This is a genomic window from Lactobacillus kefiranofaciens, assembly GCF_014656585.1.
GTDB lineage: Bacteria > Bacillota > Bacilli > Lactobacillales > Lactobacillaceae > Lactobacillus > Lactobacillus kefiranofaciens.
Genome location: NZ_CP061341.1, coordinates 785,598 through 800,902, shown reverse-complemented (window position 1 = coordinate 800,902; position 15,305 = coordinate 785,598). Strand labels below are relative to the sequence as shown.

Below are 15,305 nucleotides of genomic sequence, written 5' to 3'. Positions count from 1 at the left end.
TCTAACCTCGTAATTTAAATTTGGCAATAAAAAATCCATCATTACCGTCTAGATCAGGCATTACTTTCAGCATCCCTGTTTCTGATTCAAGTTTACTCAACTTAAAGGGCTCTAACTTGTAGCTGGGATGCTGTCGCAAAAACTGTTTTACAACTTGCTCATTCTCTTCTATTGAAATTGAACAAGTAGAATAAACTAACTCACCTTGCTCTTTTAATAAGCTACATACAGAATTCAAAATTGCTAATTGAATTTTTTGCAGATTTCGCAAATCTTGCAAGCTCTTAGTATAGCGAATTTCTGGCTTTCTTCTAAGTAAACCAAGACCAGAGCAAGGAGCATCTACCAATATTTTACTAAATTCACCCGGCTTAAAAATTTCTGGTGCTTTACGTGCATCACATGCCTTAGTTTTAACCCGATCTTCAACATGCATTCGCCGAGCGTTTTCTCGAACTAGATTTAATTTCTTTTCATGAATATCAAGAGCAATAACATCACCCTTAATATTCTCTGCAATTTGGACAGTCTTACCACCTGGTGCGCTGCAAGCATCTAATACATGATCTGCTTCTTGGTCAAAATTAAAAGCTTCTACCACTAAGCTAGCGGCTTCATCCTGAATTGTCAACTTTCCTTGCTTGAATAAATCACTTTGACTTATCCCACCATGATTTAAAACAACATCATGTGTAGACAAATTAGACCACTGTGGCTCATAGCCATCAGCCTTCAATTTGGCAAATACTTGCTTGGAATCAACCAAACTTGAAATACGTACACTATTTTTAGCAGGCTGATTAATACTAGTTAAGACAGATTCGGTTTTTTTAATGCCAAAATTATTAATAAAGTAATTAACTAACCATTCTGGCACGCTTTCTTTAATGCTCAAATAGCGAATTCGATCTTTTTTATCTGGTAAAATCACCCCGCGGCGAATAAACGAACGCAAAATTCCGTTTATAATTCGATAGCCAGATGAATGATATCTACCAAATTGTTTAGCCAACTTATTAGCTTCATCTAAGACTGCACGATTAGGTACTTTATCTAAAAAAATAATCTGATAAAGCGACATTAACAAAAGTGGTTTAAGATATTTTTCAGTAATCTTGGTTCTTACCAAGCCCTTTAATTGATATTCCAAAAACAGCCGATATTGAATAGTTCCATAAACTATCCTCGTAGCTAAATTTTGATCAGTCAAGGATAAGCTAGAATGCTGCAGGCTGTTATTCAGACTAATATTTGAATATGAGCCATCTGCTAAAACTCTTATTAAAGTTTCTAAACTAATCGCCCGTGCACTTTTATTGATCGACAATTTCTTCTCCTGGTTTAAATTTGCTGCCCTGACCATTTAAAAAGCTTTTAATCTCCATTCTTTTCTTGTCACTTGGCTGAACTACTAACAAATTCAACACAGATTTATTTGCAAAAGCAATGGCAAAACGACCTTTATTTGCAATTAAACAACCAGGATTAAGCTCTGTTGTCTCTTGAGCAACTTCAGCCTGCCATACTTTGAACCGTTTACCTTCAATCATCATGTAAGCACCAGGATCTGGGTTTAAAGCCCGAATCATGTTATTAGCCTCACGAGCAGTCATTTTAACCGTGATTTTTTCTTGTTCTTTAGTAATATTAGGTGAAAAAACAACCTGCTCAGGATCCTGTGGCGTTTTCTTTATACTGCCATCAATAATTGACGGTAAAGTCTTAAGTAATAAATCACGACCAAGATAAGACAATTTTTCAAATAAAGTCCCGGCATTATCTTCTGGCTCAATCTTAAGTGCTTCTTGCGCGTAAATGTCACCAGCATCCATCTTCTTGACCATTTCCATAATAGTAATTCCAGTTTCTTGATCCCCATTGATCAAGGAATACTGAATTGGTGCGCCACCACGATATTTAGGCAAAAGCGACCCGTGAACATTTACAGCAGCAATTTTAACTGAATTCAAAAATTTAGTTGGTAAAAATTGACCATATGCTGCAGTAACAATTAAATCAGCATGCATATCAATCAACTGCTTCATTTCTTCAGAACCGGATAGCTTAATTGGTTGAAAGACTGGCAAATCATGTTTCTCTGCAGCAATTTTAGCTGGACTCTTAGTGATTTTTTGTTTGCGTCCTACCTTTTTATCTGGTTGCGTTACTACTGCTTTAATTTCATAACCATGATTTATTAGACCTTCGAGTACTGGAACTGAAAATTCAGGCGTCCCCATAAAAATTATTGATGTCATTCAAGCATCTCCTTTACATAATTCTTTCTGGTTCGTTATCAATAAAAATACTTAATCCATATTTCCTGGCTTCCTGAGCAGAATCCTGAACATGGTGTAATAACTTATTTAAATTTGGTTCTTTTTTATATTTTACCAGTATTTGATAATAATATTTATTTTTTAATCGAGAAATTGCACTGGGCGATGGACCCAAAATAATTGTTTCCTGTCCTAAGTGCTGCATTAGATATCTTTTAATGCGAAATGCTTCTCTAGCAGCATTTTGTTCCTTCTTGGCTGAAATTGAAATCAAAACTGTAAAAAAGTATGGCGGATAATTTCCTTCATGTCGAACATGCATCTCATAGCCATAAAAACGTTCATAATCTTGAGTTTTAGCTAATTGAATCGCATAATGTTCGGGATTATAAGTCTGAATTAAAACTTCGCCCTCTTTTTCAGCTCGACCTGCACGACCAGCTACTTGCGTCAATAACTCAAAAGTTCTTTCCGACGCGTTGTAATCTGAAATCCATAATCCGGTATCCGCATTAATAACGCCTACTAAGGTAACATTAGGAAAATCCAGTCCTTTAGCGATCATTTGCGTTCCTAACAAGATATCTGCCTCATGATCGCCAAACGCATCCAAAATTCGCTTATAGCTGCCTTTTCGACGAGTCGTATCAACATCCATTCGTAAAATTCTGGCACCCGGTAAAAGTTCTTTTAGTTCTTCTTGAACTTTTTGCGTACCCGTTCCTAAGAAACGAATCTGTTTACTTTGACAATTAGGACAAGCCTGAGGAATAGGTTCACTGTGACCACAATAATGACATTGCATGCTGTTAGTGTCTTTATGTAAATTCAATGATACATCGCAATTCGGGCACTTTAAGACAAAACCACACTCCCGGCAAAGCATAAAATTAGCAAACCCACGCCGATTCAACATCAAAATAACTTCCTCTTTTTTCTCTAAGCGTTTCTTAATCGCAGCAACTAAATCGACAGATAAATCAAATTGACCTCCAGCAAACTGAACGTGCTTCAGATCAATCAAATTAACCTGCGGCAGTTTCTTATTATTAGCTCGTTTAGTTAATCGCAATAATTGATAAACATGCTTTTGCGCCCTTGCACGACTACCTAGAGCAGGGGTAGCACTGCCTAGAACGAGCGGGCAATGATGATAACGACTACGCCAAAGTGCTACATCTTTAGCATTATAGCGTGGATCTGTTTCTTGCTTATAAGAGGCTTCATGTTCTTCATCAATTACAATCAAACCAATCTTATCTAATGGTGCAAAAACAGCACTTCTTGCACCAACTACCACTTTAGTTTCACCACGACGAATTCTACGCCATTCATCATATTTTTCGCCTTCAGATAAGGCACTATGCAAAACTGCTACTTGATTGCCAAATCGTGCTTTAACTTGCCTTACCATTTGCGGAGTCAAAGAGATCTCTGGCACTAACATCAGAGCATTACGTCCTTGACTTAATGCCTTACTAATTGCATGTAAATACACTTCTGTCTTGCCGCTGCCAGTAATCCCTTCTAGCAAAAAGGTCTTTGAACGCCGCTTATTGATCGCACTAGCAATCTGATCTAAAGCTGCTTGCTGTTGTTCATTTAAGGTTACCGGCTTAGGCTTTTCATCGTCTTCAAAACCGGCTAATGGATTACGGTAAACCTCAACAGCCTTTTTAACCAGCCAACCTTTTTTCACGGCGGAATTCAATACAGCCGCAGTTAAACCTAATTCCTTTTCTAATTTATTTTGAGATTTAGGATATGTAGCTGCATTTTCAATAATATCCATTACTAGCTTTTTTTGTTTAACCGCATTTTGACGCAAAGTATTATATATTTTAGTATATTCAGTTGAATCTAACGCTAACGCATATTGATTTTCTTTTTTCTTTTTAGCGCGGTTTTCAACTAAGTACTCAATCTTAGCATCATCGTTTCTAAGCAATTGATGTACTTTTTCGATTTGTTGCAAATCCGTTAACTTATTTAAATCAATTGGATCCCCTTTAAAAAAAGGTAATTGTTTAGCCTGATCATTATTAGGAACTAATAATTTACGATAACCAGCACGCATCACCCAAGGCAACATTGCCTGCAATATTTTAATACGGTAAGAAAAAATATCCTTTGCTAAACTTTGCGATAAATCAACCAATTCGGGGGTTAAAGGTGGCATTTCATCAACTATAACTAATAAGTCTTTCAGTTTGCCCTTAAACTCGCTTTTTTCAGTTAAACCTACAACAAAGCCTTGTACCTTTCTTCTGCCAAAAGGTACTACTACCCTCGAACCAATCTGAATGCTTTTTTCTAATTCAGTTGGAATATGATATTCAAAAATACGATCAGTCTGCTTAACTGCAACATCTACAATAACCTGAGCAATCATCTAATCACCTGTAAAAAAGACCTCCACCCAAAGGATGAAGGTCAGCAAATTAATCTTCGAGGTTAATCTCAGCATGAGCCGGATCAACTTTAATTTTACCAGCAGCGATCTCTTCAAGGGCCTTGCCAACTGACTTGTCACACTTAAAGTGGTCTAACGTAGGTGGATCTCCAGCTTCTAGTTCATGTGCTCTTTTAGCAGCAAGAACAGATAATGAATAACGTGAATCAACACGTGATAATAATTTGTCAATTGATGGGTAAGTAATTCTCATAATTAGTTTAATCCTCCTTGACTATCTTACGATAGTCATCAATCACACGCTTAACACTGACATGCTCTGCATCAACGATTGCTTTGATATGGTCTACTGCATTGGCAACTGTGTCATTTACTACTGCGTAATCGTAATCTGCCATTTCCAGAATTTCATTCCGTGCTTGTTTGATCCGTCCACGAATAACTGCTTCAGGCTCTGTTCCACGACGTTCTAACCGTAAATGCAGCGTATGCAAATCTGGTGGAGTCAAGAAAATAAATACTCCATCGGGCATCTTTTCACGAACTTTTTGAGCACCATTAACATCAATTTCAAGTAAAACATCTTTGCCCTCATGAAGCATCTCCTTCACTGGAGCAAGTGGCGTACCATAATGGTGACCGACATATTCATTATATTCTAATAGCTCACCATTTTTAATAGCTTCTTGAAAACGCGCTTCGCTGACGAAGAAATAATCTTTACCATCAACTTCTCCGGGACGCGGTTTACGAGTTGTCATTGAAACTGAATATTCAAACGGAAAGACTTTATTTTCAACGATTGCACTTTTAACTGTCCCTTTACCAACTCCCGAGGGACCGGAAAGCACGAGTAATAAACCTTTATCTGCCATGCTAAACTCCTCTAGTAACTATTAATATAACTAGTTTGCACTAAAATCCCTGTTTTTTCAAGTTTTCTATTATTGCACTTTAGCAAAAGTCTCACAGACTACTTCTGTCTCATCAGTGAATTTCCGCCCTAAGATTTCTTGACATTCCCAGGTGAAAAACTTTTCATGAACCTTGCGCCAAGATTCATAACTCCGATCTCCTTCACCTTCAAGATAAGCATGCTTGGCAGAGACATTTTTAAATGGCATAACTTCCACAGTTTTAGTCTGGATTACACAAACTGGTTGATTATTGCCATCTAAAACAATGGCGTACATCCCTACCGTTGGTAAATCTTCATTAGGATTATAAACACTTGTTGTTGCTGTCTTGATCCCGCAATCGACTAAATCACTTAATGCATTAGCATCGGTGCTATTTCTACCAAATGCAAATGCTTCTTCTAATGCAGCAGGATTTACTTGATGCTTTTGACAAAAATCTAACCAAAACTTATTAATACTATTCATCTTTTATACTCTTAATCAAATCGGCAGCATTTTTCTTAGCTGCGTCTGTTACATCTTGACCTGCCATCATTTGTGCAATTGCAGTAATGGTCTCTTCCTTGCTAAGTGGTCCAATTTGCGTGAAAGTTGAACCATCTTTAACCTTTTTGGCAACCAAATAGCGTTGATCACCTGCAGCGGCAACTTGCGGGGAGTGGGTAATGGCAATGACCTGCTTATTTTGCCCAATCGAATGCATCTTCTTACCAATTGCGGCAGACACCCGTCCTGATACACCGGTATCAATTTCATCAAAAATCATGGTACCAACTGGTTCCACTCGACTAAAGATAGACTTTAATGCAAGGATTAAGCGCGACTGTTCACCACCAGAAACTATTTTTACTAACGGCATCAAATCTTCGCCAGGATTAGGAGCAATTAAAAAGACAATTGCGTCAATTCCTTTAGCAGTAAAAGTTTTAGTTTCCTCAAAATTGATTGAAAAACGGGCCTTTTCCATGTAAAGATCTGCCAATTCTTGCTTAATCTGCTCTTCGAGTGAGTGAGCAACCTTTTCTCGGATCAAATGCAATTGACGAGCTTCTTTACTCAATTTGTTTTCAATTTGCGCAACTTCTGCTTTTAATTTTTCCTCATCTAAACCGCCTGTTTCAAACTGACCTAATTCTTTCTGTACTTTAGCATAAAAACTAAAAACATCTGTTAGAGTTGGCCCGTATTTTTTCTTTAATGAATTCAAAGTATCTAAACGATTAGTTACATATTGAAAACGTTCTTCATCAAAATCCATCTGATCCATCAAATTAGATAATTCGCTGCGAGCATCATTTAAAGCATAAGCTCCATCATCAACTGTTTTAGCAAAATCTTTAAACTTAGAACCAAATTCAGTCAGATCCGTAGCGGCATTTTGCGCATCACCTAATAGCGTAGCAATTCCATGCTCATCGTCATCGTATAATTGCATAAAATAATTTGCCGTATCTGCAATTTTTTGATAATTATTTAACTCATTAAATTCTTCCTCTAGTTTTTCATCTTCTTGAGGATCTTCAAGATTCGCCGACTCTAATTCATTATTTTGAAATTGCAAAATATCTTGCTTTTGTGCTAATTCTTGTGCATCTTGACGCAAGTGGCGCAACTGAGTAGTTACTTTTTGCCATTTAGCAAAATCTACCTGATATGCTGCTAATTTATCTTTAAATTCAGCTGGTGCATAGTTGTCAACCAGGTCAATCTGCCGATCTTGATCCATTAATATTTGCTGATCATGCTGACCGTGAATATCAACCAAATAGTTGCCAATTTCACGCAAAACATTAATAGTAGTTAATTGTCCATTAATCCGCACTACATTTCTGCCTTTAACCGCCAACTCGCGACTGATTACTAATTGATCGTCTTCATGAGGCAAGCCATATTTATCACAAAGATCAGCAATCTTTTCTTTTTGATCATCCAGTTCAAACAGACCAGTAATTACTGCCTTCTTTTCTCCAGATCGAATCATTTCCTTTTGACCACGACCACCCATTAATAGTGAAACCGCATCAATAATAATTGACTTACCTGCACCAGTCTCACCAATAATGACGGTCATTTTTTCTTGAAAGCGAACCTTTAAGCTTTTAATAATTGCAAAGTTTTTGATATCCAGTTCGACTAACATATTTTCACTCCTAAAGACCATTTACGGCACAAGCTACAACATCCTCAGCCGTACCTTGCCATAAATTATGACCGCCATTTGACTCATCTTTTTGTAGATGGATCAAAAATTCGATATTTCCTTTGCCACCTTTGATAGGCGAATAATCAACACCTAAAATATTAAAACCAATCGCTAAAGCTTTTTGCATTGTGTGCTCAATAACTTGCCTATGGACTTCATGATCATGAACTATACCATGCTTGCCAACATTTTCAGGGCCAGCCTCAAATTGCGGCTTGATTAAGCAAACCGCATCGCATTGATCTTTTAAAATTTCATACATTGGTGGCATAATCAAATCTAATGAAATAAAAGATACGTCCGTCATTGCAAAATCTGGTAAGCCTTGATTAAAATCAGCTGGTTTTGAATAACGAAAATTTTGCTTTTCCATTACTACAACTCGTGGATCATCACGTAATTGCCATGCTAATTGATTGTAGCCAACATCTAGAGCATAAACCATCTTCGCTCCATTTTGCAGAGCAACATCAGTAAAACCACCCGTTGAAGCACCAATGTCTAAACAAACTTTATCTTTTAGATTAATATCAAAAACTTTTAATGCCTTCTCTAACTTAAAACCACCGCGAGAAACATATTTTTTACCATCATCTTTGATATAAAATTTTTCGCCTTCAGGGAATTTAGTTCCACTTTTATCAATTCTTTGATGATTATGATCTGAAACTAAACCTGCCATAATTGCTCTTTGAGCGGCAGAACGAGAATGAAAAATTCCTTGCTGTGCTAATAAAACATCTGCTCTTTGTTTTGCCATTTATAACACCTTTTGATAAAGATCTAAAAAGCCAGCTAAAGTTTCGCCATTCAAACCATGTAAATCAGTTTGAGCTTGGTCAATTAAGTCTGTCAATTCCTGGCGACTTTTAGTAATGCCTAATAAAGTCAAAGTATTATTTTTACCTTCTTCTTTATCTTTATGTGTTGCCTTACCAGCCTCTTCACTTGTTTCGACAACATCTACTAAGTCATCATAGATTTGATAAGAGCGGCCAAAAGCCTTAGCAAAATCAATTAATTTCACTTGTTCAATTTGACTAGCCTGTGCGTATACTGCGGCCATTTGCACACTCGCTTGAATTAAACAGCCTGTCTTAAGCCATTCCATCTTATTAATAAATTTAGCATCACTAGCAACACTAGCATTATTAGTAGAATCAATATCTAAATATTGCCCACCAACCATACCGTTAGGGCCTACGGCCTTGGTAATAATAGAAACTGACTCCACGGATTGACTTCCTTCAGCAATCCATTGAATTCCCATGGGTAAAAGAGCATCACCAGCTAAGATTGCTTCTGCCTCGCCCCACTTTTTGTGACTAGTCAGCTTGCCACGACGATAATCATCATTATCCATGGCAGGTAAATCATCATGAATAAGTGAATAAGTATGAATTAACTCTATTCCACAAGCAATTCTAATTTCAGGTTGTTCTATCTTTTTTCCTAACGCGTTAAGTGTTGCTAAAAATAGCAAGGGACGTAAACGCTTGCCACCAGCCATGACCGAATAAGCCATAATTTGACTAATTTTTTGATCATCAACTTCATCAGCCAAATGCTGAGCTAAATAATCATCAATTACCGGAGTCCAATTATCTTTAAAAAAAGTAAATGCTGTCATAACTATTCCTATGGAGCCGAAGCATTATTAGGATCTAATTTGTGCTCCGTACCGTCACTATCAATCAACTTAGCTACCGTTTCTTCAGCACTAGTTAATTTTTTATCCAAATCACGACTAATCTTTACACCCACTTGAAATTGTTTTAAAGCATCTTCAAGTGGTACGTTGCCATTCTCTAAATTAGTAACGATTTGTTCTAACTCACTTAATTGTTCTTCAAAATTATTTTTCTTAGTTGGCATTATATTTTCCTTCTACTTTTATAGCTGTTGCTGTAACTTGACCATCTTTAAAGTGCAGATTTAACTGATCTTTAGGCTTAATCTGCCTAGTAGAACTAATAGTCTTTCCTTGATCATTGGTTGTATAAACAAAACCACGCTCTAAAGTCTTTAATGGACTATAATCATCCAATTGCTGCACTATTTGGGTAAATCTATTGCGCTGATTCTTCAAATAGTGCTGCATATTAGCAGTTAAACGCTTAGACAAAAAGAGTCTTTGCTGTTTCATTTGTTTAACTGATTGAACCGGACTAGCACTAATCAATCGCTGTTGCAACAGACGATAATTTTGCTGATAGCGATCCAATTTATTCTGCATGCCATTTTGCAAACGTTGATTAAGCAGATCAACCTGTTGAATCTGCTGATCGTAAAGACGCGTTGGTTCACGCATAATTACTGAATTTTCAATTCGTTTAAGCTGATCACGCCGTACCCGAATAATAGCCTGCATACTAGCTAATAATCTACTCTGCAATTGATGAATTCCAGCTAATTCATCAGTCAAATTGGGTGTTGCATATTCTGCTGCTGCGGTTGGAGTAGCGGCACGTGCATCGGCAACCAAATCGCACAAAGTTGTATCAGTTTCATGTCCTACTGAAGAAATTACTGGCATGGGCATTGAATATACTTGCCGCACAACCTCTTCTTCATTGAACGGCCATAGATCTTCTAGTGATCCACCACCACGGCCAATAATCATCACATCATATTTATCACCTTGAGCGGCAATTTGCTGCATTGCATGCACAAGTGACTCTGCTGCAGTGTCTCCTTGAACTTGTGCCGGATATAAATCAATCTCAGCATGCGGAAAGCGCCGGTTAGCCGTCACCATAATATCGTGAATAACTGCCCCTGACGCGCTAGTAACCACCGCAATTCGATCTGGAAAACGAGGCAGACTACGTTTATGCTCAGGATCAAATAAACCTTCCTTGGCTAATTTAGCCTGCAATTGCTTTAGTTGCTCATATAAAGCACCTAAACCAGCAGGCTCCATTTTTTCTGCATAGAACTGATATGATCCTTGAGGGCCATATACACTAACATAACCTACTACATATACTTTCATTCCTTCTTCTGGTTTAAATTTCACTTTATCAAAGTAGGAACGAAACATTACCACGTTGATTTTAGATTTTTCATCCTTTAACGAAAAATACTGGTGTGAATTACGCCTATAGCGAAAGTTAGATAACTCGCCTTCAAGAAAGACCTTGTGTAAGTATGGGTCATTTTTGAACTTCTGCGTAATATAATAGTTTAAATCCGTAACCGTTAAATACTTATTTTCGGTCATTTTGTCTCCTAGTCAGTTTTACAACTGCTTCCATTAAAAATTGTACTGTAAGAGGACCAACCCCACCAGGAACAGGTGTTATATAGCTCGCCTTTTTCTTGACTGCATCGAAGTCAACATCACCTACTAATTTACCATTTACATGATTCATGCCTACATCAATAATTACAGCTCCATCTTTAACCATTTCAGCAGTTACTAAAAATGCTTGTCCTGTAGCAGAAACAATAATATCCGCTTTTTTAGTAAGTGCAGCTAAATTTTTAGTCTTAGCATGAGCTATAGTTACTGTTGCATTTTGTTCAAGCATTAATGCTGCCAAAGGTTGACCTACAATGTTACTACGACCAATGATTACTACATCTTTTCCTACTAGTGGAATATTATAATGCTGGAGTAATGCAATAATACCAGCAGGAGTGGCTGGTTCTACAAAGTGATCTTCTAACCAGAGTCGACCAATATTAGCTGGAGTCAATCCATCGACATCTTTATTAGGATCAATTCTTTCAAGTAACTCATCCGCATTAATCTGCTTCGGAGCAGGCAATTGCACCATGATACCATTAATACTCTGATCAGCATTTAACTTATCAATTAAAGCTAATACTTGCTCCTGATGAGTATCAGTTGGCAACTGATATATATCCTGAATAAGTCCTACTTTTTTTGCACGTCGTTTTTTAGTGTGAACATAAATCTTGCTAGCGGGATTGTCCCCAATATTTATTACGCAAAAATGTGGAGTTATTCCCTCATTTTTTAAAGTCTTTACCTTTTCTTTAAGATTTTCTGCTAATTTATTTGCTAATGCTTTACCATCCAGAATTATTCCCATTGAATTCTCCTTTTAATAAAAAATAGCCGGCAAAAAATGGCTATAATTGCTATTAAACAAAGTTTGCTAATATCCCATTAATAAATGGTTTTTCCTTTGGCTCAGCAAATTCGTCACACAGGTTTAAAGCTTCATTAACTGCCGCTTTAGCATCAATTTCATTGCTATGCTTTATTTCATAAAGTGCAACTTCCATGATAGCAACAACAATTTGGCTTACACGTTCAAGACGCCAGCCTTTTTTTAAATGATCAGCTAATTCAGATTGTAGATCCTTACGATCTGAAATTACGCCTTCAATCAATTTCTTAGAATAGGCAGAAAGCTGTTTTAAATCCAGTGTTGCGACGATTTTTGCTTCAACATCTTCAGCAGTTAAATCTGGTTCTTGATTAGCCAAATAAACTGCTTGCATAGCAACTTTTCGACTTTCGTGTTGGTTCATTTTCTCTATTTGTCCTCCGGAAACAGCTCTGAGGTATTTTCTTCAGCGTCTTTTTCGTCTTCTGGGAAAATCAAACCTACCACATGAACATTAATTGACTTAAGTTCCAGATCAGTCATTTGAAGTAGCTGTGCCTTTAAAGCTTTTTGAATTTCCATACCAACTTTAGGTACATTTACGCCACTTTCAAGATAAACATAAACGTCTGCAATCAGCTTATTATCTTCATCCGTCTTCACATTGACGCCCTTACCATGATTTTCACGGCCAAGAACCCAGCTAAGACCTGATTTAAGGCTGCCACGCATTCCTGCAATACCATCAATTTTTTCAGCAGCAATACCCAAAATAACCTCTAAAACACTTGGATCAATCTTGATTTGTTCGCTGTTTTCTTCACCACTTAAGAGAATTTTTGAACTATCTGCCATTTTGTTACCTCAAAAAACTACTTATTAGCACGTGATACGTAGGTACCATCAGTAGTATTAATAGTTAAGACGTCGCCTTCATTAATGAAGAATGGCACATTAACTACCAAGCCAGTTTCCATGGTAGCTGGCTTACCACCACCTGATGAAGTATCACCTTTGATATTAGGTTCAGTCTTAGCAACCTTTAAATCAACAGTGTTTGGTAATTGAATACCTAATGTTTCACCATCGTGCATAATTACATTAACAACCATGTTTTCCAATAAATAGTTGGCTTCATCACCAATTTGCTCATTAGGAATAGCCAATTGATCATAAGTCGTAGTATCCATAAAGACATAGCTACTACCATCGTTGTACAAGTATTGCATTGATTTAGTTTCAATTTCTGCAGTTTCAACCTTAGCAGTTGAACGGAAAGTATACTCTTGTACAGCGCCACTTCTTAAACTCTTAAGCTTTGAACGTACGAAAGCACCACCTTTACCTGGCTTTACATGTTGGAATTCAACAATGCGCCATAAGTCATTGTTGTACTTGACAGTTAACCCATTCTTGAATTCGTTAACTGAAATCATTGTCATATTAAGTCCCTCATTTCTACAATTATTATCTTACCAATCTTAAGCGCGTTTGGCTATAACTTCAGCCTATTAAAATCTATCTATAAAGAAATTAGTTCATTTTTAGGCAAAGTTGACAATACTTCTGGCGTTTGATCATGAACTAAGACATCGTCCTCAATTCTAACTCCACCTTTACCTGGTAAATAAATGCCTGGTTCAACCGTGTGCACCATATTGTTAACTAGTTTCGTTATCCTAAACGGTAAAGCAGGCTGACATAATTCATGAATTTCTAATCCAATTCCATGACCAATGCCGTGACCAAAATATTCACCATATCCTTGTGCTGTAATATAATCACGCGCTGCCTTATCTACATCACGACCAGTATTGCCGGTGACGGCAGCCGCAATGCCTCGACGTTGTGCTTCAAGTACGACCTTATAAATTTTATGCATCTCTGCATCTACCGCACCTAATGACACAGTTCGGGTAATATCGGCCGCATAACCATGATAAAAACTACCGAAATCAATAACGATCATCTCGCCATCTACCAAACGCTTATCACTTGCTACACCATGAGCCCATGCTGAACGCACGCCCGACGCAACAATAGTATCAAAATCCGGTCCATCGCCACCATTAACTTTAAATAAATAATCAAGTTTAGCAGCAATGTCACGCTCCTTTACGCCTGGTCTAATCATCGGAATAATACCCTTAAAGCTTTCCATTGAAATATCAACGGCTTTGCGCAAGGCAGCAATTTCAAGCTTGTCTTTGACATTACGTACCCGTTCAACTAATTCTTCGACCATTGTAAATTCAATGTCTGGATTCAATTCCTTTAATTTAAAAAATTCACTAGCTGAAACAAACTCGCCTTCTACTAAAACTTTTTTAACGTTCATTTTCTTAAGTGCTTTAGTAAGTTCTTCATAATCACTTGAATGTTTCATAATTACATTCATTTCACCGGGAGCTTGGGCTTTAATTTGACCAGCAAAACGTGAATCCGACAATAAGGTCCGCCCGCCGTCAGCATTTAAAATCAATTGTGCTTCTTCACCAGTAAAATTAGTAAGATAACGATAATTAGCTTGATTAAAGATAATCATTGCATCTGCATTATGTTCTTTAATCAAAGCTGTAACCTTTTTTATTCTACTTTGTATTAATGTTAATAGCTCTTGCTGTTTTTCCATGTCAAAACCTTCTTTGCATAGCATTTACTCAATTATACTAGATTTCTAGTCTTAAGACATGTAAAACACCATGAAAAAAGACGAGTGGCACAATGCTACCCGCCTTATTCTTTTAATCTGAATTACTTAGCTTCTTCAGCTGGGTATACAGAAACTTGCTTCTTGTACTTGCCAAGACGTTCAAACTTAACAACGCCGTTTACAAGTGCAAATAAAGTGTCGTCTCCCCCTTGGCCTACATTCTTGCCTGGGTGAATCTTAGTACCACGTTGACGGTAAATAATAGTACCTGCGTGGACTGATTGACTGTCACCAGCCTTAGCGCCTAAACGACGACCAGCTGAGTTACGACCGTTGGCAGTAGAACCGCCACCCTTGTGGTGGGCAAATAATTTCATACCTAAAATATTCATAATCATTTCACCTCTGAATTAAGCTTCAATCTTTTCAACTGTAACCTTAGTATAAGGTTGACGGTGACCATACTTGCTGTGTGAGTGCTTCTTAGGCTTGTACTTGAAAGTTACAACCTTCCTTTCCTTACCTTGCTTTTCAACTTTAGCAGTTACCTTAGCACCATCTACTAATGGAGTACCAACCTTAACGTCGTCACCATTAGAAACAAGGATAACTTCGTCAAAAGTTACTGAACTGCCTTCTTCAGCATCAAGCTTTTCTACAAATACGCTGTCGCCTTCTGCAACTTTGTATTGCTTACCACCGGTCTTAATAATTGCGTACATTTGTACACCTCCGAAAAAATACTTAGACTCGCC

At 37.3% G+C, this 15,305-nt stretch carries 18 protein-coding genes and 1 other annotated feature (1 of these 19 only partly in view); all 18 genes read right to left on the bottom strand.

The annotated features are described in order from the left end of the window. Position 1 precedes the first annotated feature (1 nt). The gene (gene rsmB / locus ICI50_RS04085) at positions 2-1,363 is read right to left on the bottom strand and encodes a 16S rRNA (cytosine(967)-C(5))-methyltransferase RsmB (protein ID WP_095342111.1); all 1,362 of its coding nucleotides are present in this window, start codon (positions 1,361-1,363) and stop codon (positions 2-4) included. Continuing rightward, positions 1,314-2,258 (bottom strand): methionyl-tRNA formyltransferase, encoded by a 945-nt coding sequence (fmt, locus tag ICI50_RS04080; RefSeq protein ID WP_013853884.1) that lies wholly within the window; start codon positions 2,256-2,258, stop codon positions 1,314-1,316. Before fmt ends, rsmB begins: the two co-directional genes overlap by 50 nt. A 13-nt stretch (positions 2,259-2,271) precedes the next feature. Continuing rightward, a complete protein-coding gene (priA, locus tag ICI50_RS04075; RefSeq protein ID WP_095342112.1) occupies positions 2,272-4,671 on the bottom strand; it encodes a primosomal protein N' in 2,400 nt (799 codons plus the stop codon). A 49-nt stretch (positions 4,672-4,720) separates the two neighbouring features. Beyond that, positions 4,721-4,945 carry a DNA-directed RNA polymerase subunit omega gene (rpoZ, locus tag ICI50_RS04070; RefSeq protein ID WP_013853882.1) on the bottom strand — a complete coding sequence of 75 codons (225 nt, stop codon included), beginning with the start codon at positions 4,943-4,945 and terminating at the stop codon, positions 4,721-4,723. Between the two features lie 7 nt (positions 4,946-4,952). Continuing rightward, entirely contained in the window at positions 4,953-5,567 is a 615-nt protein-coding gene (gmk, locus tag ICI50_RS04065) for a guanylate kinase (protein ID WP_056940833.1), read from the bottom strand. 69 nt (positions 5,568-5,636) lie between these two features. Beyond that, positions 5,637-6,077 carry an ASCH domain-containing protein gene (locus ICI50_RS04060; RefSeq protein WP_095342113.1) on the bottom strand — a complete coding sequence of 147 codons (441 nt, stop codon included), beginning with the start codon at positions 6,075-6,077 and terminating at the stop codon, positions 5,637-5,639. Next, positions 6,070-7,752, bottom strand: coding sequence for a DNA repair protein RecN (recN, locus tag ICI50_RS04055; protein ID WP_013853879.1), 1,683 nt, complete (start codon positions 7,750-7,752; stop codon positions 6,070-6,072). The genes ICI50_RS04060 and recN overlap by 8 nt, the downstream gene beginning before the upstream one ends. Before the next feature lie 10 nt (positions 7,753-7,762). After that, positions 7,763-8,575 carry a TlyA family RNA methyltransferase gene (locus ICI50_RS04050; protein WP_013853878.1) on the bottom strand — a complete coding sequence of 271 codons (813 nt, stop codon included), beginning with the start codon at positions 8,573-8,575 and terminating at the stop codon, positions 7,763-7,765. Continuing rightward, positions 8,576-9,445, bottom strand: a complete 870-nt coding sequence (locus ICI50_RS04045) for a polyprenyl synthetase family protein (RefSeq protein WP_056940831.1) — start codon at positions 9,443-9,445, stop codon at positions 8,576-8,578. It abuts the gene before it with no gap. Between the two features lie 8 nt (positions 9,446-9,453). Next, a complete protein-coding gene (locus tag ICI50_RS04040) occupies positions 9,454-9,690 on the bottom strand; it encodes an exodeoxyribonuclease VII small subunit (protein ID WP_013853876.1) in 237 nt (78 codons plus the stop codon). Next, positions 9,680-11,038 carry an exodeoxyribonuclease VII large subunit gene (gene xseA / locus ICI50_RS04035; RefSeq protein ID WP_188892005.1) on the bottom strand — a complete coding sequence of 453 codons (1,359 nt, stop codon included), beginning with the start codon at positions 11,036-11,038 and terminating at the stop codon, positions 9,680-9,682. Before xseA ends, ICI50_RS04040 begins: the two co-directional genes overlap by 11 nt. Next, positions 11,025-11,876 (bottom strand): bifunctional methylenetetrahydrofolate dehydrogenase/methenyltetrahydrofolate cyclohydrolase, encoded by an 852-nt coding sequence (locus ICI50_RS04030; protein WP_056940829.1) that lies wholly within the window; start codon positions 11,874-11,876, stop codon positions 11,025-11,027. The genes xseA and ICI50_RS04030 overlap by 14 nt, the downstream gene beginning before the upstream one ends. Positions 11,877-11,928: 52 nt before the next feature. Continuing rightward, positions 11,929-12,321 carry a transcription antitermination factor NusB gene (nusB, locus tag ICI50_RS04025; protein ID WP_013853873.1) on the bottom strand — a complete coding sequence of 131 codons (393 nt, stop codon included), beginning with the start codon at positions 12,319-12,321 and terminating at the stop codon, positions 11,929-11,931. A gap of 5 nt (positions 12,322-12,326) precedes the next feature. Beyond that, entirely contained in the window at positions 12,327-12,752 is a 426-nt protein-coding gene (locus tag ICI50_RS04020; protein WP_054640332.1) for an Asp23/Gls24 family envelope stress response protein, read from the bottom strand. 17 nt (positions 12,753-12,769) lie between these two features. Next, positions 12,770-13,339 carry an elongation factor P gene (gene efp, locus ICI50_RS04015; RefSeq protein ID WP_013853871.1) on the bottom strand — a complete coding sequence of 190 codons (570 nt, stop codon included), beginning with the start codon at positions 13,337-13,339 and terminating at the stop codon, positions 12,770-12,772. Between the two features lie 80 nt (positions 13,340-13,419). After that, positions 13,420-14,529, bottom strand: coding sequence for a M24 family metallopeptidase (locus tag ICI50_RS04010; RefSeq protein ID WP_056940828.1), 1,110 nt, complete (start codon positions 14,527-14,529; stop codon positions 13,420-13,422). 122 nt (positions 14,530-14,651) lie between these two features. Next, complete coding sequence (gene rpmA, locus ICI50_RS04005; protein WP_013853869.1) at positions 14,652-14,942, bottom strand: 50S ribosomal protein L27; 291 nt, start codon at positions 14,940-14,942, stop codon at positions 14,652-14,654. Between the two features lie 18 nt (positions 14,943-14,960). Then, positions 14,961-15,272, bottom strand: coding sequence for a 50S ribosomal protein L21 (gene rplU / locus ICI50_RS04000; protein WP_025084108.1), 312 nt, complete (start codon positions 15,270-15,272; stop codon positions 14,961-14,963). A gap of 14 nt (positions 15,273-15,286) precedes the next feature. Next, positions 15,287-15,305 (bottom strand) — a sequence feature (ribosomal protein L21 leader region) (it continues 62 nt past the right edge of the window).

Bases quoted from the DNA above. Each gene is read 5' to 3' on its own strand.
- rsmB (WP_095342111.1), bottom strand. From the start codon at position 1,363: ATGGTCAGGGCAGCAAATTTAAACCAGGAGAAGAAATTGTCGATCAAT.
- fmt (WP_013853884.1), bottom strand. From the start codon at position 2,258: ATGACATCAATAATTTTTATGGGGACGCCTGAATTTTCAGTTCCAGTA.
- priA (WP_095342112.1), bottom strand. From the start codon at position 4,671: ATGATTGCTCAGGTTATTGTAGATGTTGCAGTTAAGCAGACTGATCGT.
- rpoZ (WP_013853882.1), bottom strand. From the start codon at position 4,945: ATGAGAATTACTTACCCATCAATTGACAAATTATTATCACGTGTTGAT.
- gmk (WP_056940833.1), bottom strand. From the start codon at position 5,567: ATGGCAGATAAAGGTTTATTACTCGTGCTTTCCGGTCCCTCGGGAGTT.
- ICI50_RS04060 (WP_095342113.1), bottom strand. From the start codon at position 6,077: ATGAATAGTATTAATAAGTTTTGGTTAGATTTTTGTCAAAAGCATCAA.
- recN (WP_013853879.1), bottom strand. From the start codon at position 7,752: ATGTTAGTCGAACTGGATATCAAAAACTTTGCAATTATTAAAAGCTTA.
- ICI50_RS04050 (WP_013853878.1), bottom strand. From the start codon at position 8,575: ATGGCAAAACAAAGAGCAGATGTTTTATTAGCACAGCAAGGAATTTTT.
- ICI50_RS04045 (WP_056940831.1), bottom strand. From the start codon at position 9,445: ATGACAGCATTTACTTTTTTTAAAGATAATTGGACTCCGGTAATTGAT.
- ICI50_RS04040 (WP_013853876.1), bottom strand. From the start codon at position 9,690: ATGCCAACTAAGAAAAATAATTTTGAAGAACAATTAAGTGAGTTAGAA.
- xseA (WP_188892005.1), bottom strand. From the start codon at position 11,038: ATGACCGAAAATAAGTATTTAACGGTTACGGATTTAAACTATTATATT.
- ICI50_RS04030 (WP_056940829.1), bottom strand. From the start codon at position 11,876: ATGGGAATAATTCTGGATGGTAAAGCATTAGCAAATAAATTAGCAGAA.
- nusB (WP_013853873.1), bottom strand. From the start codon at position 12,321: ATGAACCAACACGAAAGTCGAAAAGTTGCTATGCAAGCAGTTTATTTG.
- ICI50_RS04020 (WP_054640332.1), bottom strand. From the start codon at position 12,752: ATGGCAGATAGTTCAAAAATTCTCTTAAGTGGTGAAGAAAACAGCGAA.
- efp (WP_013853871.1), bottom strand. From the start codon at position 13,339: ATGACAATGATTTCAGTTAACGAATTCAAGAATGGGTTAACTGTCAAG.
- ICI50_RS04010 (WP_056940828.1), bottom strand. From the start codon at position 14,529: ATGGAAAAACAGCAAGAGCTATTAACATTAATACAAAGTAGAATAAAA.
- rpmA (WP_013853869.1), bottom strand. From the start codon at position 14,942: ATGAATATTTTAGGTATGAAATTATTTGCCCACCACAAGGGTGGCGGT.
- rplU (WP_025084108.1), bottom strand. From the start codon at position 15,272: ATGTACGCAATTATTAAGACCGGTGGTAAGCAATACAAAGTTGCAGAA.